At 60.7% G+C, this 22,874-nt stretch carries 23 protein-coding genes; 14 read left to right on the forward strand and 9 right to left on the reverse strand.

Annotation, left to right across the window (positions count from 1 at the left end):
- The first annotated feature begins 44 nt into the window (after window positions 1-44).
- The gene (gene mqo / locus PAN31117_RS08660; protein ID WP_150737836.1) at window positions 45-1,760 is read left to right on the forward strand and encodes a malate dehydrogenase (quinone); all 1,716 of its coding nucleotides are present in this window, start codon (window positions 45-47) and stop codon (window positions 1,758-1,760) included.
- 134 nt (window positions 1,761-1,894) lie between these two features.
- On the opposite strand, the gene PAN31117_RS08665 is transcribed toward mqo, so the two are convergent.
- Entirely contained in the window at window positions 1,895-2,869 is a 975-nt protein-coding gene (locus tag PAN31117_RS08665; protein WP_150737837.1) for a zinc-dependent alcohol dehydrogenase family protein, read from the reverse strand.
- Window positions 2,870-2,941: 72 nt separating this feature from the next.
- A complete protein-coding gene (locus PAN31117_RS08670; RefSeq protein WP_150662659.1) occupies window positions 2,942-3,244 on the reverse strand; it encodes an ArsR/SmtB family transcription factor in 303 nt (100 codons plus the stop codon).
- A gap of 236 nt (window positions 3,245-3,480) precedes the next feature.
- Between PAN31117_RS08670 and PAN31117_RS08675 the strand changes: the two genes are divergently transcribed.
- On the forward strand, window positions 3,481-4,950 hold the full coding sequence (locus PAN31117_RS08675) for a lyase family protein (protein ID WP_246188983.1): 1,470 nt from the start codon (window positions 3,481-3,483) through the stop codon (window positions 4,948-4,950).
- Between the two features lie 23 nt (window positions 4,951-4,973).
- On the opposite strand, the gene PAN31117_RS08680 is transcribed toward PAN31117_RS08675, so the two are convergent.
- Window positions 4,974-5,690: an SDR family NAD(P)-dependent oxidoreductase gene (locus tag PAN31117_RS08680; protein ID WP_150737838.1), complete on the reverse strand. Its 717-nt coding sequence runs from the start codon at window positions 5,688-5,690 to the stop codon at window positions 4,974-4,976.
- A 129-nt stretch (window positions 5,691-5,819) separates the two neighbouring features.
- Here PAN31117_RS08680 and PAN31117_RS08685 point away from each other — a divergent pair, with 129 nt between their 5' ends.
- From PAN31117_RS08685 to PAN31117_RS08700, 4 genes are all read left to right on the forward strand, one after another.
- Window positions 5,820-6,746, forward strand: coding sequence for a LysR family transcriptional regulator (locus PAN31117_RS08685; protein ID WP_150737839.1), 927 nt, complete (start codon window positions 5,820-5,822; stop codon window positions 6,744-6,746).
- 490 nt (window positions 6,747-7,236) lie between these two features.
- Window positions 7,237-7,374, forward strand: coding sequence for a DJ-1/PfpI family protein (locus tag PAN31117_RS27795; RefSeq protein ID WP_370855742.1), 138 nt, complete (start codon window positions 7,237-7,239; stop codon window positions 7,372-7,374).
- A 150-nt stretch (window positions 7,375-7,524) separates the two neighbouring features.
- The gene (locus tag PAN31117_RS08695; protein WP_246189005.1) at window positions 7,525-7,923 is read left to right on the forward strand and encodes a helix-turn-helix domain-containing protein; all 399 of its coding nucleotides are present in this window, start codon (window positions 7,525-7,527) and stop codon (window positions 7,921-7,923) included.
- Window positions 7,924-8,211: 288 nt separating this feature from the next.
- On the forward strand, window positions 8,212-8,469 hold the full coding sequence (locus PAN31117_RS08700; protein ID WP_150737841.1) for a hypothetical protein: 258 nt from the start codon (window positions 8,212-8,214) through the stop codon (window positions 8,467-8,469).
- 69 nt (window positions 8,470-8,538) lie between these two features.
- Here PAN31117_RS08700 and PAN31117_RS08705 read toward each other — a convergent pair whose 3' ends face one another.
- Genes PAN31117_RS08705 through PAN31117_RS08715 form a run of 3 tightly spaced genes read right to left on the reverse strand, consistent with a single transcriptional unit; the run spans window position 8,539 to window position 11,130 of the window.
- The gene (locus PAN31117_RS08705; RefSeq protein ID WP_217429642.1) at window positions 8,539-9,462 is read right to left on the reverse strand and encodes an MBL fold metallo-hydrolase; all 924 of its coding nucleotides are present in this window, start codon (window positions 9,460-9,462) and stop codon (window positions 8,539-8,541) included.
- Window positions 9,432-9,725 carry a DUF1488 family protein gene (locus PAN31117_RS08710; protein ID WP_150737842.1) on the reverse strand — a complete coding sequence of 98 codons (294 nt, stop codon included), beginning with the start codon at window positions 9,723-9,725 and terminating at the stop codon, window positions 9,432-9,434. Before PAN31117_RS08710 ends, PAN31117_RS08705 begins: the two co-directional genes overlap by 31 nt.
- Window positions 9,715-11,130 carry an MBL fold metallo-hydrolase RNA specificity domain-containing protein gene (locus tag PAN31117_RS08715; protein ID WP_150737843.1) on the reverse strand — a complete coding sequence of 472 codons (1,416 nt, stop codon included), beginning with the start codon at window positions 11,128-11,130 and terminating at the stop codon, window positions 9,715-9,717. Before PAN31117_RS08715 ends, PAN31117_RS08710 begins: the two co-directional genes overlap by 11 nt.
- A gap of 240 nt (window positions 11,131-11,370) precedes the next feature.
- Here PAN31117_RS08715 and PAN31117_RS08720 point away from each other — a divergent pair, with 240 nt between their 5' ends.
- The 5 genes from PAN31117_RS08720 (at window position 11,371) to PAN31117_RS08740 (ending at window position 15,054) form a co-directional block, all read left to right on the forward strand.
- Window positions 11,371-11,874, forward strand: coding sequence for a universal stress protein (locus PAN31117_RS08720; RefSeq protein WP_150737844.1), 504 nt, complete (start codon window positions 11,371-11,373; stop codon window positions 11,872-11,874).
- A gap of 4 nt (window positions 11,875-11,878) precedes the next feature.
- Entirely contained in the window at window positions 11,879-12,346 is a 468-nt protein-coding gene (locus tag PAN31117_RS08725) for a universal stress protein (RefSeq protein WP_174990880.1), read from the forward strand.
- Window positions 12,347-12,459: 113 nt separating this feature from the next.
- Complete coding sequence (locus PAN31117_RS08730) at window positions 12,460-13,098, forward strand: response regulator (protein WP_150737846.1); 639 nt, start codon at window positions 12,460-12,462, stop codon at window positions 13,096-13,098.
- 143 nt (window positions 13,099-13,241) lie between these two features.
- Window positions 13,242-14,027: a cyclic nucleotide-binding domain-containing protein gene (locus PAN31117_RS08735; RefSeq protein ID WP_150737847.1), complete on the forward strand. Its 786-nt coding sequence runs from the start codon at window positions 13,242-13,244 to the stop codon at window positions 14,025-14,027.
- 31 nt (window positions 14,028-14,058) lie between these two features.
- Window positions 14,059-15,054, forward strand: a complete 996-nt coding sequence (locus tag PAN31117_RS08740; protein WP_150737848.1) for a zinc-dependent alcohol dehydrogenase family protein — start codon at window positions 14,059-14,061, stop codon at window positions 15,052-15,054.
- Between the two features lie 14 nt (window positions 15,055-15,068).
- Here the strand turns inward: PAN31117_RS08740 and PAN31117_RS08745 are convergent, their stop codons facing one another.
- Window positions 15,069-17,051 (reverse strand): PAS domain-containing sensor histidine kinase, encoded by a 1,983-nt coding sequence (locus PAN31117_RS08745; protein WP_150737849.1) that lies wholly within the window; start codon window positions 17,049-17,051, stop codon window positions 15,069-15,071.
- Window positions 17,052-17,269: 218 nt separating this feature from the next.
- Between PAN31117_RS08745 and PAN31117_RS08750 the strand changes: the two genes are divergently transcribed.
- Window positions 17,270-18,112: a universal stress protein gene (locus PAN31117_RS08750; RefSeq protein ID WP_174990881.1), complete on the forward strand. Its 843-nt coding sequence runs from the start codon at window positions 17,270-17,272 to the stop codon at window positions 18,110-18,112.
- 24 nt (window positions 18,113-18,136) lie between these two features.
- Complete coding sequence (locus PAN31117_RS08755) at window positions 18,137-19,180, forward strand: zinc-dependent alcohol dehydrogenase family protein (protein ID WP_150737851.1); 1,044 nt, start codon at window positions 18,137-18,139, stop codon at window positions 19,178-19,180.
- A 49-nt stretch (window positions 19,181-19,229) separates the two neighbouring features.
- Here the strand turns inward: PAN31117_RS08755 and PAN31117_RS08760 are convergent, their stop codons facing one another.
- On the reverse strand, window positions 19,230-20,141 hold the full coding sequence (locus PAN31117_RS08760; protein ID WP_246188984.1) for a ribose-phosphate diphosphokinase: 912 nt from the start codon (window positions 20,139-20,141) through the stop codon (window positions 19,230-19,232).
- Window positions 20,138-21,676, reverse strand: a complete 1,539-nt coding sequence (locus PAN31117_RS08765; protein ID WP_150738065.1) for a thymidine phosphorylase family protein — start codon at window positions 21,674-21,676, stop codon at window positions 20,138-20,140. Before PAN31117_RS08765 ends, PAN31117_RS08760 begins: the two co-directional genes overlap by 4 nt.
- A 605-nt stretch (window positions 21,677-22,281) precedes the next feature.
- Between PAN31117_RS08765 and PAN31117_RS08770 the strand changes: the two genes are divergently transcribed.
- Window positions 22,282-22,824: a hypothetical protein gene (locus PAN31117_RS08770; protein WP_150737852.1), complete on the forward strand. Its 543-nt coding sequence runs from the start codon at window positions 22,282-22,284 to the stop codon at window positions 22,822-22,824.
- Window positions 22,825-22,874 lie beyond the last annotated feature (50 nt).

The raw sequence follows: 22,874 nt of genomic DNA on the forward strand, positions 1-22,874 counted from the left end.
GAAGATGGCGACGCCACACGTAATTGATAAGGTGACTGATTCCCATGACTCAAACCGATAAGAAGCCGGTGCCAGGTAGCGGCCGCAAGCGCTTCACCCGACGCAAATTTCTGGGCACCGCCGTTGGCGCTGCTGCGGTGTGGGCCGGATATTCGTACTTCTTCGGCAGTCAGTACCGCGCCGCCAAGGCAGACCGCAAGGTCGACGTGCTACTGATCGGCGGCGGCATCATGAGCGCGACGCTCGGCGTCTATCTGTCCGAACTGGAGCCGAACTGGACCTGCGAAGTCTTTGAGCGTCTGGACAAGGTCGCAGAAGAAAGCTCGAACGGCTGGAATAACGCCGGTACCGGTCACTCGGCCCTGTGCGAGCTGAATTACACGCCGATGGACGATAAGGGCAACGTCCATATCACGCAGGCTATCAACATCAACGAGAACTTCCAGATCTCGCGCCAGTTCTGGTCGCATCAGGTCCGTCAGGGCGTGCTGGGCAATCCGCGCGAATTCATCAATTCCACGCCGCACATGAACCTGGTGTTCGGTGAAGAGAATCGCGAGTTCATCAAGAAGCGCGTGGAAGCATTGAAGGCTTCGCCGCTGTTCGCGGGCATGGAAATGACGACCGACCCGGCGAAGATCGCCGAGTGGATTCCTATCATGATGGAAGGCCGCAAGCCCGACGAGGTGGTCACCGCCACGCGCTCGCCGCTCGGCACGGACGTCAATCTGGGCGAAATTACCCGTCAGTTCTACAAGCACCTGACCGAAAAGTCCGGCGTGAAGGTCTCGACCGGTTACGAAGTCCGTTCGATCACCCGTAACGAGGATGGTAGCTGGCGCGTGTCCGCGTTCGATATGAACGACAGCTCGAAGATCCAGACGGTGGACGCACGCAATGTGTTCATCGGCGCGGGCGGCGCTGCGCTCCCGTTGCTGCAATTGTCGGGCATCCCGGAAGCCAAGCAATACGGCGGTTTCCCGGTGGGCGGTGAGTTCCTCGTCACCGAAAAGCCCGAGATTGCTTCGCGCCATCTGGCCAAGGTCTACGGTCTCGCGGACACCGGTTCGCCCCCCATGTCGGTGCCCCACCTGGACACCCGCGTGCTCGACGGCAAGAAGGTCATCCTGTTCGGGCCGTTCGCGACGTGGTCGAGTAAGTTCCTCAAGAACGGCTCGTACTTCGACCTCGCGAAGGCAGCAACGCCGTCGAACGTCATTCCCCAGTTGCAGGTCGGCGTGCACGAGTTCGCGCTCGTGAAGTACCTCGCGCAGCAATTGCGACTGTCGATGGACGAGAAGATGGCGGCGCTTCGCCACTACATGCCGGAAGCGAAGAACGAAGACTGGCGCCTGTGGGAAGCCGGGCAGCGCGTGCAGATCATCAAGAACGATCCGGAGAAGGGCGGCGTACTGAAGCTCGGCACGGAAGTCGTGGTGTCGAGCGACCGCTCGGTGTCGGCACTCCTCGGCGCATCGCCGGGCGGCTCGACTTCGCCTGCGATCATGCTGTCGCTGCTTGAGCGTGTGTTCCCGGATCAGATGAAGACGCCCGCGTGGCAGCAGAAGATCCGCGAGATCGTGCCGAGCTACGGCAAGAAGCTCCACGAAAATCCTCAGATGCTCGCCAACGAATGGGCGACGACGGCCGAAACGCTGCAACTGGCCATCGCACCGCCGAGTCTGGATGGCTTCGTACCCGCCAACGCTCCGATGGCGAATCCGGGTGTCGTGAAGAAGACGCCGGATATGGCGCTGTAATGACCTTCGCGTAGCGCGAAGCATCAAAGGGTTCCGGGATGTCCCGGAACCCTTTTTCTTTAGGCGTGCGCAACGCAGAGGGCGGGGAGCTCCGGGCCGGGCGTGGTATTTGAGACGTCACACGCCGTTTTGTCTCATTCGTCGGACGAAGGTGCGACCGCAATCGCGATCTTTCCCCGCAGGCCATTGTTGCGACGCTCCAGCAGGGCGTGAGCCGCCGGAATGTCGGCAAGCGAGTAAACCGCACCGACATGTGGCCGCAGTTGGTCGCGCTCGACCAGCGCACTCAATTCGTCGAGCTTGCCTCGGTTTTGCCGTGTAAAGACGAAGTGATAGCTGGCGTTCTTGCCCCAGGCCTGTACGAGGTTCTGCGGCTGCGCAATATCCACGATCGTGACGACGCGGCCTAGTTGTGCGAGCACGTCGGGGCTGCGCGACAAGGTGTCGCCGCCGATCGTGTCGAAAACGACATCGACGCCGCGGCCGTTTGTCTCTCGCATAATGACGTCGACGTAGTCCTCCGTCTCGTAGTCGATCACAACGTCAGCGCCCATTTCCCGGACGAACGGGAGGTTTGCCTCACGCGCCGTCGTGAACACCCGAGCGCCTATGGCTTTGGCGAGCTGGATCGCCACGTGTCCGACACCGCCCGCACCGCCATGAACGAGAACGCTCTCGCCAACACGCAGCGCCGCGCGTTCGAGCAGCGCTTCCCACGCCGTGCCACCAACAAGAGGCAGGCTGGCCGCTTCGAGATGGGTCAGGGAAGGGGGCTTCTTGCCGACAATGCGCTCGTTGGCGACGTGGTACTCGGCATAGCTGCCGGGACCGTCGAAGATCTGCGGGGTGTACCAGACCTCGTCGCCAACAGAGAAACCCGTGACGCCCGGCCCGACGGCTTCCACAACGCCGGAAACGTCATGCCCGGTAATCGATGGCAACGGTACGAGGTCCGGATAGTCGCCGCGTCGTACCTGATAATCCAGCGGATTGATGGACGTGGCGTGGACCCGAACCAGCACCTGTCCGGCGTGAGGGGTGGGCGTCGGCACATCCTCAAGCGCGAACGATTCCGGACCGCCAAACGACTGCAGAATGATTGCTTTCATTGAGAACTCCTGATTCGATAAACCGGGATATCGGGATTTATCGATATTATGAAATTAAAAAAAGGTCGCCGATTACAGTTCCTTCCCGATCATGCGAGCGAGGGCACTGATAGTGGCTTCGTTACGCTTGTAGTAAGTCCACTGACCGATGCGTCGTACTTCGACGAGGCCAGCGCGTTGCAGCGTTGCCAGGTAGTCGGACACGGTCGACTGCGACAGGCCGACGCCTTCCTGAATGCTGCTCACGCAAACACCCACCGTGTGGACGTCGCCTTCGTCCTGAGGCGGAAAGTTCTTCACGGGATCCTTCAGTCCTTTCAGGATCTCAAGGCGAGTGCGGTTCGAGAGCGCTTTGAAGATTTCGAGCAAATCCATGGGCAGGATTGTATCGAGATTTTTCGATATGTCAATGTGAGGGATGGATGGGTATTTGTGGCTGTGTCGTGACAGTGCGTTGATCCCGCGTGTCGGCCGGAGTATCGTGATCGACTGCACAAAACACCGGTGCCGATCCTCCTTCGGACGCCGTCAGGATCAGGAGACACGCAGTGCGCAAGACAAGAATTGCCGGACTAGGACTGTGCCTTATGACGATGCTTTGCGCGCCGACCATGGCGCAAATCTCAACGGATACCACGGCGGCCACCGCGCCTCACCGTGACGCGTTTTTCTGGCTGGGGGAAATCAACAAGGCGTCTCTCGTCATCAACACCCGCCAGGGTTTGCTGGATACCAAGCTGGCGCCACACATCGCTCAGGGACTCGACACGGTGTTGCGCGCAGGCGATCAGCCCGGCGGCGCGCGTCCGGATCTTGTCATCACGTTCGAGCCGTTGCTGATCAAGGCGGCGGGCGTCGAAGCGACATTGCTGCATGCCGGACGCTCCAGTCAGGACATGCTCGCGACAGTGCGCGCTGCGATGTATCGCGATCGGTTGCTCGTCCTCGCCGCTCAATTACGTACGACAACGGCGACGCTTCGCCGGCTCGCGCAACAGTACGAATCCACCGTCGTGCCCAACTACACGAATGGCGTCGCAGCGCAGCCGAACAGCTACGGGCACTATTTGCTGGGGCATGTGGCCGGATTGCAGCGAGACGCTCAACGTCTGCATGAGCTGTATGCACGGGTGGATCTGTCGCCGATGGGAACCACCGTGCTCAACGGTACCAGCTGGCCGCTTGATCGCGACAAGATGGCGCACGCGCTCGGCTTCGCCGATAAGGTCGACAACGCGTACGATGCCGCTCAGATCGCGGCGACGGACCTGCCGGTGGAGATCGGCGCACTGGCGACGAGCATTGCGCTGCATACGTCCGCGTTTGTGCAGGATGTGATGGTGCAGTATGCGCAGCCGCGTCCGTGGATCTTGCTTCGCGAAGGCGGTGGCAACACATACGTCTCAAGCGCCATGCCGCAAAAGCGTAACCCCGGACTACTCAACGACACCCGCACGGCAGCGTCGATGGTCGTAACGCTCGGCGTCGGGCGTGCGATCACCGCGCACAACATTCCGCCCGGGATGAGCGATGCAAAGCACATCGACGAAAACATGGCGGTGCTCGACAAGACGACGGCGCTGCTCAAGCGCTGGGATCGCGTGCTCAACGCACTGGTGATCGATCCGCAGCGCGCGCTCGACGAACTCGACAGCGACTGGACCGCGTCGCAGGAAGTCGCCGACGTGCTGATGCGCGACTACGGACTGCCGTTCCGCGTGGGGCATCACTTTGCGTCGGAGATGGTCGATTATGCCAAGGCCAACGATCTGCGTCCGAGCCAGTTCCCCTACACCGAGGCGCAGCGCATATTCAAGCAGACGCTCACGGAGATGAAGGTCAGCGGGGGAGATCTACCGATGAGCGAGGCGCAATTCCGCTCGACGCTCGATCCGGTCGCCATCGTCAAACATCGTGCAACGTCCGGTGGCCCGCAACCGGCCGAAATGAAGCGCATGCTGGCGCGCACCGATAGCGAACTGAGCGCCGACGGCAAGTGGATCGATACGCATCGTCAGGCGATCGACCGGTCGCTCGCGTCGCTGGACGGGGATTTTCGGAAGTATTTGACGGCGAATTGAGGCGCCGGAGGCGAATGCCGCTTTCACCAGCGAACCGTTTGCCCCCGGTAATCCCGATACTCCAGCCCCGGTCGCCCGCGCTTTGCCAGAAGCACGTCCACGACGCCGGGGACACTTTCGTCGATCGACAGGCGTCCCTCGGGACCGCCCAACTCGGTACGCACCCAGCCCGGTGCGACGAGCAACAGGGCGCGCTGCGTGGCCGTCGCCTGACGTGCCGCAAAGCTGCGCATGAACTGGTTCAGCGCAGCCTTAGTGCCACGATAGAGTTCGCGCTGGCCGGATTCGTTATCTGCGATGCTGCCTTGCCCCGACGACATGATGCCGATGAGGCCATCCGTGGGCACGAGGTCGCACAGGCTTTCCACGACCCGCATCGGACTTAACGCATTCGTGATCATGAGGTCCACGAAATCGTCGGTCGACACTTCACCGATGGTCTGCGTCGGATCGGGGTTCGTCGTTCCCGCATTGACGAAGAGAATGTCGAATTTCCGGTGACTTAGCCGCTCACGTAAGGCCATGATCTGCTCGGGACGCGTGATATCGAGCGTCTCGATGTCGACTTGTTCCGGGTGCTCAGCGGCCAGATCGTGAAGTCGCGTGTCATGGGTGCCCGCTCGTACGGTCCCCACAACGCGCCAACCGCGCTTGACGAATTCGACGGCCATCGCATGCCCGAGGCCGCGCGACGCGCCAACGAGCAAAATGGTGGGCACAGGGTCGATGGATGTCTGCATGGTGTTCTCCCTTGACTGGTTGATCTGATGAATTCTCCAGCTCAACATTGGGTTGCACAATACGCCTCACCTGCAATCATCCTTTGCGTTTGACGCCATGCGTCATGACTTTTGGCTTATCCTGAGCGAATGTCACGTATTGACCTCAATCTTCTGACTGCGCTGGATGCCCTGTTGAGCGAACGTAGCGTTACGAAAGCGGCTGAGCGCATGAAAATCAGTGTGTCCGCCATGAGCCGGACGCTCACACGCTTGCGCGCGACGACCGGTGACCGCCTGTTGTTGCAGGCAGGGAGAACGCTCGTGCTGACGCCCTACGCGGAGCGTTTGAGTCAACGCATTCCGGCACTGGCCCGCGAAGCCGAAGCGGTGCTGAGTCGGGCCGAATATCGATTTGATCCGGCCACGCTCGAACAGCGCTTCACGTTGCGAGCGGGAGAAGGGTTCATTGACTTGCTTGGCGCGGCGTTGGTGGAACGGATTCATAGTGCTGCGCCGGGCGTGCAGTTGCGCTTCGTGCCCAAGCCGGACTGGAATGCGCAGCCGCTGAGGGAGGGTTTGATCGATCTGGAAATCGGCGTTGTCAAAGTGTCGGCACCGGAGGTACGCGCGCGTCGGCTCTTCCGCGACCGGTATGTCGGCGTGTGCCGCAAGGGGCATCCGTTGCTGGGCCAGAAGCAGATCGCCATCGAGCGATGGCTGGCGTATGGCCATGTGATGGTTTCACGCACCGGCGACGCTGAAAACCCAGTCGACGCGGCATTAGAAGTGAAAGAACGGAGGAGGGTGCTGCCCATCGTCGTCGCGTCGTACACGAGCGCGATGCAACTGGTGCGCCAATCGGACCTGCTCGCCGTCGTTCCCCAATCCTGTCTGGGGAATTCGCATTTGCCAAACTACGCAGCAGAACAGGGCTTGCAATCATTTTTCCTGCCAATCGAGACACCGGAATTCAACGTCTGCGCAATCTGGCACCCACGCCTCGATCATGAACATGCGCAGTGCTGGCTTCGCGCGCAGGTCATGGCGGTGTGCGCCGCGCTTTATCCGGGGTGAGGAAAGGTGAGACGGGAAAAATCGAGATTCTGGCTCGGTTCGAGTACTAAGGTCATGCGATCTGATAGATTCTCCAGCTTCCGCATTTTTTGAATGAACCCAGGCATTCTGTGACCGACTTTGATGAATCCATCCCTCCGTCTCGACGCATCTTTCGTCGTCGCTTCAGTGCGTCGCGAATAGCTGAGATCGCGTTTGGCTGGCTAGCTAAAGGCACGATGATTGTGGTGGCGATTGCAGTAGTCGTGCTGTCAGTGTTTTCCGACGGAGCCGGAATGACGAGCTTGCCATCGACACGACGTCAGTGGCTGACCCTGGCACTCATCCTTGCCGTGGTGATTGCCGGTGTCGTTGTCTACTGCCACTACTTCCCAGCGTCGCCTGCATCGCCGTAGTCCACCTGAAGTGTCAGGCATCATTGGAGCAAGCGGATGATGTCGTTGGCGATTGATCATGCAAACCCTGCTCCGACATTGCCATCACCGACGCGATTTCCCTCTCGCAACCCGCGGTCCGGCGGCTCTGCCCGGTTTGTACGGGCGCGTTTCTGCTGGCGGCCGCCGGGGTGCTTGACGGACGTCGCGCGACGACTCACTGGGGGCGCTGCGATGCACTTCAGGCCGCCTAGCCAAACATCGACGTTCAAACGACGCCGATCTTCGTCAATGACGGCAACGTCTGGACGTCGGCAGGCGTCACGGCAGGCATCGATCTCGCGCTGGCGCTTGTCGAGAGCGACTGCGGCTACGACGTCGCGGCTTCGGTTGCGAAGAAATTGGTGGTTTATCTGAGACGACCGGGAGGAACGGCGCAATTCAGTGAAACACTGCTGATGCAGGAAAGCGCTGACGCACAGGCGTTTTCAGGGCTGATGACCAAGGTTTCCGTTAACCCGAATAAGCGGTGGAGCGTGGAAGAATTGGCCGCGGAAATGGGCCGGACGTCGCAAACGTTTCAGCGACGCTTCAAGCTGGCGATGGGGTGTTCACCGTACGCTGCGGTACAGGATGTACGGCTTTCGCGAGCCCGATTGATGATCGAGACGAGAACCGGCGGCATTTCATTGATCGCGGACCGATGTGGATTCACGTCGGAGGAGCGAATGCGCCGGGCCTTCCAACGGAAATTCGGACTGCCGCCTGCGGCGTTTCGGAGTCATTTTGGGATTGAGGGGTGAGTCATGCGACTTTCATTACACTGCGTGCTTGCGACGACTTTGATGACAGCCGTCACAAGCGGTTTTGCCGCTCTCCCACCGAAATATCTTGGGATCAAGGATTTCGACAAATGTCTTGCGGACAAGCCAGTCGACACATACAGGGCATGGTGCATACCTGCCAGGAAGCCCAAAGACTGTCCGAGGTCGAGCTGGAAGCAGTTACGTTCGTTGAGCGGCCAGGATCGCATCCCCCGATGTTCGGAAAAGTGATTGCTGTATTTAAAAATATTTGGATAGGAAGGCACCATGACCAAGAAGAGCGATGAACAAGTTCAGGCTGAAATCGGCGCGTTGACCGAATTGCTGCCGCAACTTCCACAGCGCGCACGCCACGCGGTTGATGCCGCCCTGGAAGTGCTGAGAGACGACCTGTCGGACGACGCGGTCTACGAGAAGTTCGAGGAAGGGACTGAGGAGTTTGAGGACGCATTGACAGCGTGCATGTGGCGCGACGGCGTCTCGGGCAGCGAGGCGCTCTCGGCTCAATATCGTCAGCTTATCTAACAGGAGCGTTGGCTACGTCGTCCAATGGGTGCTTCGGGCTGCCCCCGATTGCATCGAACGGCGCCAACCTCAGGACTCAGCGACAGCGTGATACGCAAACGCCCCATCACGTTCGGTGACGCGTCCAATGCCGGGAAAGTCGAGATGCGCCCCGGCCACATAAAGATTCGGTTGCGTCTGACGCTGAAGCAGTGATTTGCGCGATGCCACCGCCTTGGCCTGGTCGTCGTCATACTCCCAGGCGATGTCCGGATGGAAGAACTGGACGGAAGGCACGTGAATGAGATCGCCCCAAGCCAGCAATCGGCCCGCGCTGCTTGTCGCTTCGTAGGCGGTATGGCCGAGAGAGTGCCCGACTGCACGGACCGCCGAAATGCTATTCGTGATGCGCGCGCCGTCTTCAACCACGCACACGCGGCTGCGCAGCGGTGCGAGCCGTCCAGTGAAAACGGATGTCTCCTCCTTGGCAACGAACACCTGCTTGAGCATTGGGAAGGCTTCCGAGCCGTCAGGCGCGACCAGTCCATTGACATGGTCTTCATGGGTGTGGGTCAACGCCACGTGCGACACCGAGTTTCGCGCCACACCGGCCTCTTGCAGACCGTCCAGAAGCGAGCCCATCGTGTCGTGCCAAGTGTTCGATGCGCCGGTGTCCACTAGGACAGAGATGTCTTTGTCGATGATCAGAAACGCATTGACCGACAAGCGTAGTTGCCCGTCGACAAGCCTCAGGCCGATCGGTGACGCGCTGAGAAGAGCCCCTGTAGCCGTGCGCAGGCGAGTCGGCGGCATGTCGACATATCCGTCGCGAAGCGCAATGACTTGTAGCTCACCAAAGTCGAACGACGCGTAGTTCCGTCCCTGCGATTTGAGCCTCATTGGTTTCCTGTGAGCGGAGGATCGAAAAAGTACAACACGCTTTCCCGCTGCAACCTGGTATGAGAGGGTACCCGGACTGCTATCTATTTGCCAGGAAGACGTGTCGATTTCCATCGAAAGTGCCCACTACGCAGCAGAACCGGGGCACCATGACACAGCAGTAGATAGTGTTCGGCGGTCTTTTCAATCGAAGCCCTGTGCGCCTTGAAGGCAACGATCAGATCATCAACATGGCACGACTTTGCCTCGAAATGATCTTCCAGTGCTTCAGCTGAGATCGCACAAACAATTCGCTTACGCTCACAGTCCACCACGAACTCGATGGACATGTCGTCTGCGTTATAGGCTGGCGCGACGTGCGGGAATTCAATCTTCACGATGCTCGCCCTCTTCATGAGAATCGCCGTTTCGAGCACTTGTGCTCGGATCCAGACAAACGCTTTCCATTGGCTCCACCACCTTACAGGGCCATCCAAATCGATCGGCAATGCGTCTGCGTAAGCTGTCGGCTGCGGCAGGCTCGCCGTGATTCAGAAAGATGCCACCCACCGGTTTGTGAAACTTCGAAAGCCAGTTCAATGTTTCGCCATAGTCTGCGTGAGCAGAGAGCGTGTCGAGTTGAACGACCTCCGCGTTGACGTGAACGTAATCACCAAATATCTTGACTTCGCTCCCGCCGTTCACCATGGTCGAGCCACGCGTACCCGGCGCCTGAAACCCGGTGAAGAGCACGGTGTTTCGCCAGTTGCCGCTCATCGCCTTGAGATGATGCAAGACACGCCCTCCCGTGGCCATTCCACTGCCCGCGATGATGATGGCAGGCATCGCGCGCGTGTCCAGCCATTTGGACTGATCGACGCTCGTGACGAACGTGGCTGCGTTGCACATTTGCGCACACTCCAAGGCGCTCAATCGCTGGTCGGCAAGATGTGACGAGTAGGTTTTCGTCACGCTGATCGCCATCGGACTGTCCAGATAGACGGGCACATCGGGCATCTCTCCGGCTGATTTCAGCCGGGCAATCCAGTAAAGCAGGCTTTGCACCCGTCCAACGGCAAACGCAGGGACAATGACGCTCCCCCCGCGCGCAAACGTCCGGTGCAGTATCTCCGCCAACTGAGCCCCGGGATCGGTGCGGTCGTGCAGACGATCCCCGTATGTGGACTCAAGGACGAGCAAATCCGGCGTTTCGGGATTGGCCGGTGCGGGCATGATCGGATCGTCCGTGCGACCAAGATCGCCCGAGAAGAGAATCCTCCTCCCGTCGACATCCACCTGTGCCATCGCGGCCCCAAGGATGTGCCCCGCATGCCAGAAGGTCACCTGAACTCCCGGGCAGACCTCAAACGGGGTGTCGAACGCCTGCGGCGTCAGCCGCTCAATCGCTCGCCGGGCATCGTCCGTCGTGAAAAGCGGCAGTGCAGGGTGGTGTTTCGACTTGCCGTGACGGTTCAGGAAGTCGGCTTCCTCCTCTTCAAGATGCGCACTGTCGAGCAACAGAATCTCGCATAAATCTCGTGTCGCGGGCGTGCAATAGACTGGCCCGGCATACCCTTGGCGAACGAGCACCGGAAGATAGCCACTGTGGTCAATATGGGCGTGTGTCAGCACAACCGCATCTAGACCTCGGACATTGAACGGTGGGGGCGCCCAATTGCGGTTGCGTAGATTCTTGACGCCTTGAAACAGGCCGCAATCCACCAGCACATTCCTGTCTGCGATGCGAAGTAACGTCTTCGAGCCGGTCACCGTGCCCGCAGCACCGACGAAACACAACTCCATGAAGGCACCTCTCGCGTCGACTCGGCAACGGAATGCCGCCGGGCAATCAAAGCATAGTCGTCAGGTACTTGGAGTCACGATTTCAGAACCTGTCACGTTGACGTGCGTCAAGGAGGTGACACATGCCAGTTCACGCTCAGGCGGGGTTGGACTACCGTCTAATCGCAACGTTGACCGTCGCCGCGTAGATCGACACCTGCGGCACAGTCCGAACGAGTCAAACTCAGCGAGGACGACACAATGTCTCATCGAATCCTGCTCGCCATTGACGGCAGCGAAACCTCATGGCAAGCCTTACGCGAAACGATCCGATTCGCCATGCCAGATGACGTCGTCAGAGTCGTCAACGTCATCGACGATCCGTTCGCCCACTATCAATCCGCGTTTTCTTCATACATCGACCTCGAAGCCGTGCGGGAGGCGTTGATCGCGGAAAGCCAAGCGACGTTGAGCAATGCCTACAAGCGGCTGCATGAAGAAGGTATTCAGACGGATACCCGCTCCATCGATTTACGCACGTGGGGCGGCACGATCGCCGGCGCCATTATTCGCGAAGCCCGACGTTGGCAAACCGACCTCCTGGTCCTTGGCACGCATGGACGCAAGGGCGTTCGCCGCATGCTGCTCGGCAGTGTGGCCGAGCAAGTCCTGCGGCACTCGCATCGCCCTGTCATGCTGGTCAAGGAATCCACGACGCTGCCTACGGGGGCGGCCAGCGTACCGACTGCTGTCCCGGAGAACTGACACCATGTATGAACTAATCCTGGTTGCCATCGATGGCAGCCCCACGGCGGACACCGCCTTCGACTACGCGCTGTCGCTTGCGAAAGCGCGTAAGGCGAAATTGCACGTGTTGTTTGTCGTCGATATTCCGGTGGCCTATATCAGCGACGCGGATCCGTTTCCCTTCATCGAAGCGTTGCGAATTCAGGGGAACAGCATCCGGGAACAAGCCACGAAGCGCCTGAACGACGAGAAGGTCGCGGGCGACGTGGAGATCCGTGAGCTCCTGCCGCTCGGTGGCGATGTCGCGTTTCAGATCAACGCCGCAGCGGAAGAATGTCAGGCCGACCTGATTGTGATCGGAACCCATGGTCGGCGCGGCGTGCGACGTCTGACACTGGGCAGCGTGGCGGAAAACTGCGCCCGGCAGGCGCAGCGGCCAGTCATTCTCATCCCGCCGCCAGGAACGGAGGAATCCGTCGAAGTGTTGTAATTCGCCAGTGTGCGAAGACTTGCGCTGCCCGGGAGTCGCGCGTGTAGAATCGACTTCATGGGTGTCCGGGCATGGACATCCTGAGACGATGTACACGATCCAAAGGCGGACGCATGATTCGCATCATCGTGACAGACGACCACACGCTGGTACGTGCCGGACTGCAACGCATTCTGGCAGGCACCGGCGATATCGAAATCGTTGGGGAAGCCTCGAACGGCGCGCAAGCGCTGGCGCTGCTGGCGGATACGCCGTGCGATGTCCTGTTGCTCGATCTGTCGATGCCCGGGCGCAGCGGCATCGACCTCATTGGGCAGATCAAGGCGTCGTTTCCCCATCTGACCATTCTTGTCCTCACGATGCACGGCGAAGAGCAGTACGCAGTGAGAGCGCTCAAGGCCGGGGCAGCAGGCTATCTGACAAAAGAGAGTGCGCCGAACGAACTGGTGAGCGCCGTACGCAAAGTCCATGACGGTGGCGTTTACCTGAGCCCCTCAATGGCGGAGCGAATCGCCCGGGATCTGTCGTCTGCGACCATCGAAGGCCCGAGTTTCCGTCGCCTGTCCGACCGCGAGTTCGATGTATTCCTGATGCTCGCCCGAGGTCTGACATTGGGTGACATTGCTGGCCGCCTTTGCGTGAGTGCCAAAACGGTCAGCACGTACAAGGCGCGTATCCTGCAAAAGCTTCAACTCAAGAGCCAGACCGATCTGGCGCATTACGCCATCCGCCACGATCTGCTGCGCGACTAACGCTGAGGCACGCGTTGTAGTCCTTTGCCTACAGGCTGTCATGTCGGCTGACATGAGATCGCGCCCGTCGCTTATTTTTTTTCCCCACTTCATCTCCGATACTTCAGACGTGATGACACGATGCTGAATTGCCGGAGTTTGCCATGCATGCCATTTCCCGCCAGCTAAACACCATCCCCGTCGAAGCCACTCAAAACGTGAGGGTGCATCGCGCCTTCGACGTCGTCGAGTCCGCAGGCCCAAGATGCAGCACTTGTCTGCTGCGCCAGTTCTGTCTGGCCGAAGGACTCAATGATGAGTCGATCCGCCGTCTGGACGGCGTGACAAGTGTTCGGCGCACGGTTCGGCGCGGCGAAGTGCTGTTCCGACCGGGGGACACGCTCGAGTACATCTACGCGGTACGCGCCGGTTCGTTCAAGACGGTGCTGACGCACCCCGACGGACGCGAGCAAGTCACGGGCTATCTCCTCGGTGGAGAGTTGCTGGGCCTGGGAGGCATTGCCAGCGGCCGATATGTCTCCGAAGCCGTGGCCCTCGAAGACAGTCAGGTCTGCGCAATCCAGTTCGCAGAACTGGAGGCCATTGCCGCGAAGGTGCCGGTCATGCAGCATCAGCTTCACCGGCTGATCGCTGCGGGCATCGTGCGCGAACAACAACAGTTGCTTCGCCTGGGAACCGCTCGCGGGGAGGCCCGACTGGCGAGCTTTCTGCTGGATGTGTCGTCGCGGCTGGCCGCCCGGGGATACTCGCCGAACGCATTCCTGCTTCGCATGACGCGCGAGGAAATCGGCAGCTTTCTAGGCCTGCAACTCGAAACGGTGAGTCGCATGCTTTCCCGCATGCAGGCACAGGAAGCGTTACGGGTGCGCCAACGCGAGATCACGCTGCTCGATACGCAGCGACTGAACCAAATGGCGAACGCCGTTTAGTAATCGCGCTACGTTCACGGAGCGCGACAGCATGCGAGCGATGCAACTATCCAAGGCTGACGGCGCGCTCAGACTCGTCGACATTCCTGTGCCAGCGCCGGGCCCTGCACAAGTGCTGATTCGTGTCAGTGTGTGTGGCGTTTGCCGCACCGACCTGCATGTCGTCGATAACGAATTGCCCGACGTTCCCGATGGCATTATTCCCGGCCACGAAATCGTGGGGATCGTCACTGCCAAGGGGGGGAGCGTAGGGGATTTGCAAATTGGCGACCGTGTCGGCGTGCCGTGGCTGGGATCGACCTGTGGATGCTGCCGCTTTTGCCTGAACCACAAGGAAAATCTCTGCGAAGCGGCGCGATTTACCGGCTACACGCTCAACGGTGGTTACGCTGAGTATGTCGTCGCCGAAGCGCAGTTCACGTTCAAACTCCCTGATGCCTATGATGACGCGACTGCCGCGCCGCTGCTGTGCGCGGGCCTCATCGGCTATCGGTCACTGAGCATGACCGGTGACGCGCGGCGTCTTGGGATCTATGGATTTGGCGCTGCGGCGCATCTCATTGCGCAGATCGCGAGCGCTCAGGCACGCGAAGTGTATGCCTTCACCCGACCCGGCGACGACGAAGGCGTGGCGTTCGCCCTGTCGCACGGCGCCCATTGGGTTGGCCCGAGCGATGCGAATCCGCCCGTGCCGCTGGACGCCGCCATCATCTTCGCGCCGGTCGGCTCGCTGGTGCCTCAGGCGCTCGCCGCCGTCGACCGTGGAGGCGCCGTCGTTTGCGCCGGCATTCACATGAGCGATATCCCGAGGTTTGCTTACCGACTGTTATGGGGCGAGCGTCAGGTGCGCTCCGTGGCGAATCTGACGAGAGCGGACGGTCTGGCCTTTCTCGCACTCGCCGAGAGGATCGCGCTTAAAGTGGCCACGACAACGTACCCGCTCGAAAAGGCCAACGCAGCACTTGATGACCTGCGCCGCGGTGCCATTTCGGGCGCGGCTGTACTTCAAGTGCGGCCTGCTGCGTAGATATCCGCCTGCGTTCAATGCGCTGCGGGCGGCGTCGAAGCAGAGGGTTCCAGCGGAATGACGGTGGTAACCACGGTGCCGCCCTCCGACGGGCTGCGGACTTCCAGCGTCCCGCCGAGCAGGCGTGCCCGCTCCCGCATGCTGATGAGCCCCAGGGCATCCGGTTTCGGACGCGTCGGCGGCAATCCTCGCCCATTGTCGGAAATACGAAGTCTGCACTCCCGGTCGCAAGCCAATTCGACCGTTATCGCGGTGGCATGTGCATGTTTGGCGACGTTGTTCAGGGCCTCCTGCACGATACGGAACAATGTCGTCGCGACCGCTGGCGCGACAGCGGGTAATCCGTGTGTCCCCGTCACATCGACGACCACGCCGTAGCGCCGTGAAAACTCCTGCGCGTACCATTCAATAGCCGGACCGAGCCCCAGATCGTCGAGCATGGGCGGACGCAGATCGGCTGCCATCTGGCGAACTGCACTGACCATGCCGTCGATCGACTGTTCGATACGCTTGACGTCCGCAGACATTGCGGGCTGACCGTCCAATGCTTGCCTGAGCATCGCTGCGTCCATTTTCAATGCGGTGAGACGCTGACCGAGATCGTCATGAAGTTCTCGCGCGATACGGGACTTCTCGTCTTCACGAACCTCCTGAAGACGTGCGTTGAGCTTCTCGAGTTCCTGGCGGGATGTTTGCAGAGCGCTCGCCATCTGACGTTGCTCCGTGACGTCGCGCAACACGACCGTAAAGAACTTGCCCCCTGCGTCGGCACTCTGTGAAATGGACGCCTCCATCGGAAACTCCTCACCGTCCGCTCGCACCCCCCAGAGCGGGCGACCGCGCCCCATCAATCGCTCCGACACCCCGGTCGCCCCGAAGCGTTCGATGTGCTGAAAGTGGGCGTCGCGGAATCGTTCGGGGATGAAGCGTCCAATCGGCTCCCCGATCACCTCCATGGCGCTGCACTTGAAAATGCTTTCGGCAGTCGGGTTGAAAATCTGGATTCGCTGCTGCGCGTCGATGGTGATGATCGCCTCCCGCACCGATTGGATGACGCTGAATAGCCGACTCTCGGAGCGTTGCTTGCCGATCGCCGCCCGCTCGTTGACCGCCATGGCGTGCCGACGGGAGCGCAGGGCGACGACCCAGGCGAGTACCGTGATGACGCTCAGCAAGACGCCGAAGACAAGCGCCCAATTGGCGACGCCCGCGCCGCGCAGTGCAGCAAACTCGCCTGAGGCGGTGTAGGCCAGTTCCAGCGCTGGCCGGTCCGCGTAGGCAACTGTTGCGACGGTTCGATAATCGACCGGCGGTCGAGGCTCTGCCGGCGCGCGAGGCGAGAGGCTGTCGAATATCTGTTGCGCGGGCCCTTTGTCGCCGTTCACGGCAATCGTCAATGTCAGGTCATGAAGCAACGGTCCGATTGCTGCGTGAACCAGCGTATCGACATTGGCAATGGCGTAAGTGCAGTCCGGCGACGGATCCTTGCTCGTCAGAAAGACAAGCGATGGCGGAGCACCGGACACCGTGGCGCTGGCAAAGAGACGTTCCCGGAAGTCAGGACCGGAGGGAAGGCGCACGCGGTCGCCGGTGCCGAGCACCGGCTCCCCGCTCGGTGAGTAGCCGGACGTTCTGACGATATCTCCACCTGAGCGTTCGCACTTGCCGAAGCTTAATAGTCCGGGCAGACGTTCCGACAGCTTCATCTTTTTGACGTAATCGATCCAGCGAGCGTCGTCGGGCTTGGGCGTAGCCGCCATGAGGTCGGACGCGGCATGCAAGGCGTCCTCATAGGCGGTGAGTGCGATCGAAAGCTTGTCGGTTGCCGCGCTCGTGCGCAAGGCGAAACGCGCATCGACATTGCTCTGAAGTGCTGTCCGAACGGCCATCCAGTTGGCCAGCGCAACAACCACACACATCACACAAAGCATGGCGACGAGCACGGTATCCGCCCGGCGGCGCGAAGGGAATTGCGTGCTGCGAAGCGTTCTGGCCATCAATCGCCCCGATTCAAGAGTGATTCAAGCGTTATCGCGCGGTAGGTAGGCTAGTTGTATCAGCGTTCTCCTGCATTTCCCATACGCATCAATCCGAAATGTCGACGGCCGCTGGCAGGGACATATGACGGACCGATGGTCGCCTTGACGTTCATCAAGGGCACCCCCACGGACTGTACTACTGTTCAAAGATGACTTCACGTCTCAGGAGCATGACTATGACTTACCGCACGTTACTCGTACATGTCGACAACAGCGATCGATGCCGCGCCAGGGTTGAACTGGCGGCTAGCTTCGCCTATCGGTTCCCAGCCCATTTAGCGGGTATCTACCTGCCGTTTCATCCTCCGGGTTTTCCCGATGTGACGGCCATGGGCGGCACCGGGCTACCGCCGCCGCCCGCGCCCGAGAGCGACCCCAAACGCCTCGCTCAGGCCGAACAGATGTTCACGGAAGTCTGTCGGCGGCAGGACGTCAGCCCGGAATGGATCACGCCGCCCTACGAAGAAAACCCCGAAATGCGGACCCATGCCCGGTATTCGGATCTCGTGATCGTTGGACAAGAAGATCGTTCCGACCCCGAGTCCTCGCCGACGATCGGATTTGTCGCGTCGGTCGTGCTCGGAGGCGGGCGGCCGGTATTGGTCCTCCCGTATGCGGGGAAGCTGCCCACGGCCTTCAATCATGTGCTTGTGGCGTGGGATGGCGGCCGCGAAGCCGCGCGTGCCGCCGCCGACGCCATGCCGTTTCTGCGCTCGGCGAAAGCGGTCGACGTGATGCATGTCAGCCGGGGCGCTCGTCCGGACGATCTGGGCCCCATTCCCGGCATGGACATCGCCATCTATTTTGCGCGACATGGTGTCAACGTCACTGTGACACCGGAGCGCAAGGCAAACGATGTCGCAATTGGCGAGGCGTTACTCTCGCGCGCCGCCGACATGAACGCGGACCTCATCGTAATGGGCGGGTATGGGCATTCGCGCATGCAGGAGTGGGTGCTGGGCGGCGTGACCCGCACCATGCTCGAAACCATGACGGTTCCTGTGCTGATGTCGCACTGAACCTGACCAATGCGGAGTGGCGCCATGAAAGCCCTTGTATTCCACGGTACACAGCAAATCACGCTGGAAGACCGACCGATCCCCGATATCCTGGCACCAACCGATGCCATCGTGAGGATTCGCAAGACGACGATTTGCGGTACGGATCTTCACATCCTGAAGGGTGACGTTCCTACGGTGACACCGGGCCGCATTCTTGGTCACGAGGGCGTCGGGGAAGTCGTGCAAACCGGCGATGCAGTCACGTCCTTCAAGGCAGGCGATCGGGTGCTGATCTCGTGCATTTCATCCTGCGGAAAGTGTCCTGCGTGCCGCAAAGGCATGTATTCCCATTGCGCCGTGGGCGGGTGGATTCTCGGCAACCGCATTGACGGAACGCAGGCCGAATACGTTCGCACGCCTTATGCAGACACCAGCCTCTACCTCGCGCCCGCCAGTGTAGATGACGATACGCTGGTCATGCTGAGCGACATCCTGCCGACCGGCTTCGAATGCGGTGTTCTGAATGGGAAGGTTCAACCCGGCAGCAGCGTCGCCATCGTCGGGGCGGGGCCGATCGGACTGGCGGCATTGCTCACGGCACAGTTCTTTAGCCCGGCTCAGGTAATCGTCATCGATCCCGACATCGCACGGCTGGAAGTGGCCTTACGGCTCGGCGCGACGGCCATCGTGTCTCCGGAAAAGGAGGACGCTGCTGCGTTCGTCCGCAGCCTGACAGGCGGGCAGGGCGTCGACACGGCCATTGAAGCGGTCGGCGTGCCGGCGACTTTCGAACTCTGCGAAGCGATCGTGGCTGCCGGCGGCACGATTGCGAACGTCGGTGTCCACGGTCGCAAGGTAGACCTGCATCTCGAATCCCTGTGGGACAGGAATATCAGTATCACGACCCGGCTGGTCGACACCGCCGCAACGCCCATGTTGCTCAAAACCATTGAATCAGGGCGGCTCGCACCGGCTGTCCTGATCACTCACCACTTTTCGCTCGCCGATATTCTTGCCGCCTATCGAACCTTCGGTGACGCGGCAAACACACATGCGTTGAAAGTGATCATTACACCGAAGGCGTAGCGCCTGACTGGTCCATGGGCACCGCGTAGCGCGCCGCCGACGAAGGCATTCACCGGCGGCTGGCCAGTTCGTCGAGCAAGTCGACAAGCGCCTCACGCACGGCCGGCGTGACATCGATGGCGTTCGACGCGTGGGGCACGGTATTACAGGTCACGACCGATCCGGCACCTGCGGCGATCAGTTCGTCGACGCCGATCCCGTCGAACAGCCCGTGCACCGCGATACACACGGGACTTCCGAAGCCCACTTTGACCAACGCGCCAATCGTGGCGAGCATCGTTTGCCCGCTCGCGAGAATGTCGTCCACGATCACCGGCTGGCGATGCCCATAAGCCGCTGGCACATGTAGCTCAAGGCTGACTTGCCGGTCGCCCTGTCGAGTCTTGTGAGCCACGACCGACGGCGCGCCGATTCGCCCGGCGATCTGTGCCACCCACGCGGCGCTTTCGTCGTCCGGGCCGACAATGAGCGGATCGGGAACGTTCGCGGCGATCCACGCGGCGGTCGCGGTCGCGCTGTGGGGAGAGCGCACCGGAATCGTATAAACGGCGCAAAGCGATGGCAGGCGGTGCAAATGCGGTTCAACGGCGACCAGACCATCGAACCAGGTACTGAGCAACCGGCCGAAGCTGTTGGCCGATACCGATTCCCCCGGACGAAAACGCGCATCCTGACGCAAGTAGCACAAATATGGCGCGACCAGAATCACCTCACGCGCGCCGAGGTCTCGCGCCGTGTCTGCGGCGAAGAGGAGCGGCAGCAGTTTCGCGTCGGGCCGGTTCAACGAGCAGACGATAACGATCGACTTTCCGCTCAGCGGGCCGTCAAGCGTGACAAGTTGCTCGCCATCCGGAAATCGATGGATCAGCAAGCGTTGCAGGGGACATTCGATGAGTCCGGCGAGCACCCGGGCAAACGATTCGTTTCCGGGCATAGCGTAAATGGCGACGTCTTTCATCATGCCCTCACACAGACAATGTCAGGAAAGCGGTTTGCATACTCGAATGCATATTCGAGTTCACCGGGACTCTCCGCGTAGATGGTAAAAAGCGGCTGCCCCGCGCCGACTATGGTGCCGACTGGCGATTCAAACACCACCCCGGCGCGCGTCGCGAGGGGGGCGCCAGCAAGCTTCGCAACGCGCGACAGGTGGCGATTGTCTACGGTGGTGACAACACCGGCGTGGCGAGCCGTTATCGGCTTGCTATGACGCCCGACGACAGGCTCCAGCATGCCGCCCTGAGCCTCACAGATGCGCTGAAACTGTTGCCAGGCGAGACCGCTGACCAACACGCGGCGCGCCATCTGTGCCCCTTCGCCGGGTAACGCCTTGCCACCGGCCTCCAAGATCCGCCCTGCGATTTCCACGCTCTTGGTCATCAAATCCATCGGTGCCCGGGCGCGATTCTGCAGCACGGCCAGTACGTCGCGGGCTTCGAGACTGGGCCCGATACCTCGCCCAACCGGTTCGTTGCCCTGACAGACGTACGTGATGACCTCCAGCCCAAGCGCGCGTGCGATGGTGCGCAGTCGTTCGGAAAAGAGTGTGCTGGCGTAGTCCGATCGAATCTTGGCCGTGGGGCCGACCGGGATATCGATCAGAACGTGCGTCGCGCCGACGGCAAGCTTCTTCGACAGAATCGATGCGACCATCTGCGCCTCGCTGTCCAGCTCCAGGGGGCGCTCCACCTGTATCAAAATGTCGTCTGCCGGACTCAGGTCCGCCGCGCCGCCAAAAACGACACATCCCCCGACATCCTCGACGACACGGCGCATTTCGTCCGCACTGAGATCGACGGGGGCTAACGTTGCCATGGCGTCGGCAGTGCCTGCGGGAGAGGTAATCGCACGCGAAGACGTTTTCGGCATGACCAGGCCCTGCGCCGTTACGATCGCCACGACGATAGGTGTCGTCCGATTACCGGGCAATCCACCGACGCTGTGCTTGTCCATGACCTTGTCGGCACGCCATGTCAGCGTCTTTCCCGTTGCGACCATGACCTGCGTGAGCGAGATGATTTCGTCGTCGGAAAGACGGTTGCCTGTACACGCGGTCAGGAATGACGAGATATGAATGGACGAATAGTGGCCCGCAGCGATATCGCCGACCACCTCGCTTAATGCGTCGTATGTGAAGGGTTCACCGTACATGCGCCCGCGAACATGGCGAAAGGACTCCAGAGGCGGCATGTGCTGAACCCTCACCCAATCTCCTTCGGCAACGTCCAGTGCTTGTAGTGCCGCCTCGCTCAAGCCGATCTCGTCGAGTTCCAGCCAATCGCCCGTGACCGTTTGCAACGTGGCCGCGATAGTCTTCTGACCATAGTCGAGCTGCAAACGTGTCTGCGCGGCAAACCCTTCGGAACGGCAGACCTGGCTGTCGTGACGGAGGTACGCAACGGCCTCACGAAGCGTGTCGACGCTGACATGACGGGCGCGTAAGCAACGCCCGCAGGGCGCTGCGGCCGCGTCGGGCGTGGATTGGCGGTCCGCCATCCCGGTCTCAGGGTCGGGAACCGCAATCGGGCAAGCGCTTTGGACCTTCTCCGGCACGGGACACCTTCCTTGCAGAATGGGAAGCGGACGCATGGCGGAGATCGCGCTCGCGCGGACCGACATGCTGGTGCCTCAAAGCCTAGTCGGAATCCCGCCGAAGGTAGCGATTGGTTGTCATGACGTTGATGCGGGTCAAACGGTCGGGCGTCACAGACATCATGCTTTTTTCCGAGGGTGCGAAGACATTGAGATATGTCAACCGCATGCCTGTCGATCAGCGCTAAGGTAAGAGCGTTGTCGGTGCCAGTCCACCGATGTCCGGATCCCCCGATGTTGCCGAGTCAGTGGCACTTGCGCCCGTATACGGCCCCGTTTAGGGCGCAAGCAAGTTGGGATTACGCCCGCTTCGGCGGGCTTTTTTTATGTCATGACCGCGCTCGCATCTGCGCGTCGACATTGATTTGGGACAAAGGGGATTGCCCGTGCGCGACTAATCTGAAATCGCTGACTTGGCCGGAGGGCGTTCCCGTGTGGAGCGCAACACCATCCGGCCATACGCGGGCCCGCCAATGCAGGCGGCGCTCCCCGATAAAGGAACTCCGACGATGTCGCAAGAACTGAACCCGCCCCTCCGTCTGTGCAAGGCCCCCATGCTCGCCGCGCTCGAAGCGCACCATCACTGGCTCGCCAATCTTAAGCACTTGCGGCAAATGCAGCTGCGGGCGGACGAGGGTTTGCTGGAAGCCGACGGCGCTTTGGGCGACGAACTGGCCAACGCGGCGAACCTGAATGCCATTTTCAATAGCCAACTGGCGTTCATCAACCGTCAACTCGCGATACAGAATCAGATCTGGCAGGGTTGGTTGCAGATCGGAGCGAGTGGTCCCGCCGTATGGGCCGAACAGTATCACTGCGCAGAAAAAGCCTGGCAAAACGTCTTCTCCGACTCCGTCGACGTCGCCCCCAAATCCGGCGTAAGCGCGTGGGAAGCCTGGGGAGACTTCACCAGATCCGCGATCGATGCCATGAATACGATGTCCGGCGGTGCAACGCAGACGATGGTGGACCGGCTCGCGTCGCTTCAGGCCACATTCGACGGGTCCGCAAGCGAAAAACCTGCGAAGCGCGTTCGTGCGAACCGCGAATGACGGTCAATCCATGCGGGCACTTTCCGTTGCGCCCTTCGCGCCCACCACAG

It is taken from the genome of Pandoraea anapnoica (assembly GCF_902459765.1).
GTDB classification, from domain to species: domain Bacteria; phylum Pseudomonadota; class Gammaproteobacteria; order Burkholderiales; family Burkholderiaceae; genus Pandoraea; species Pandoraea anapnoica.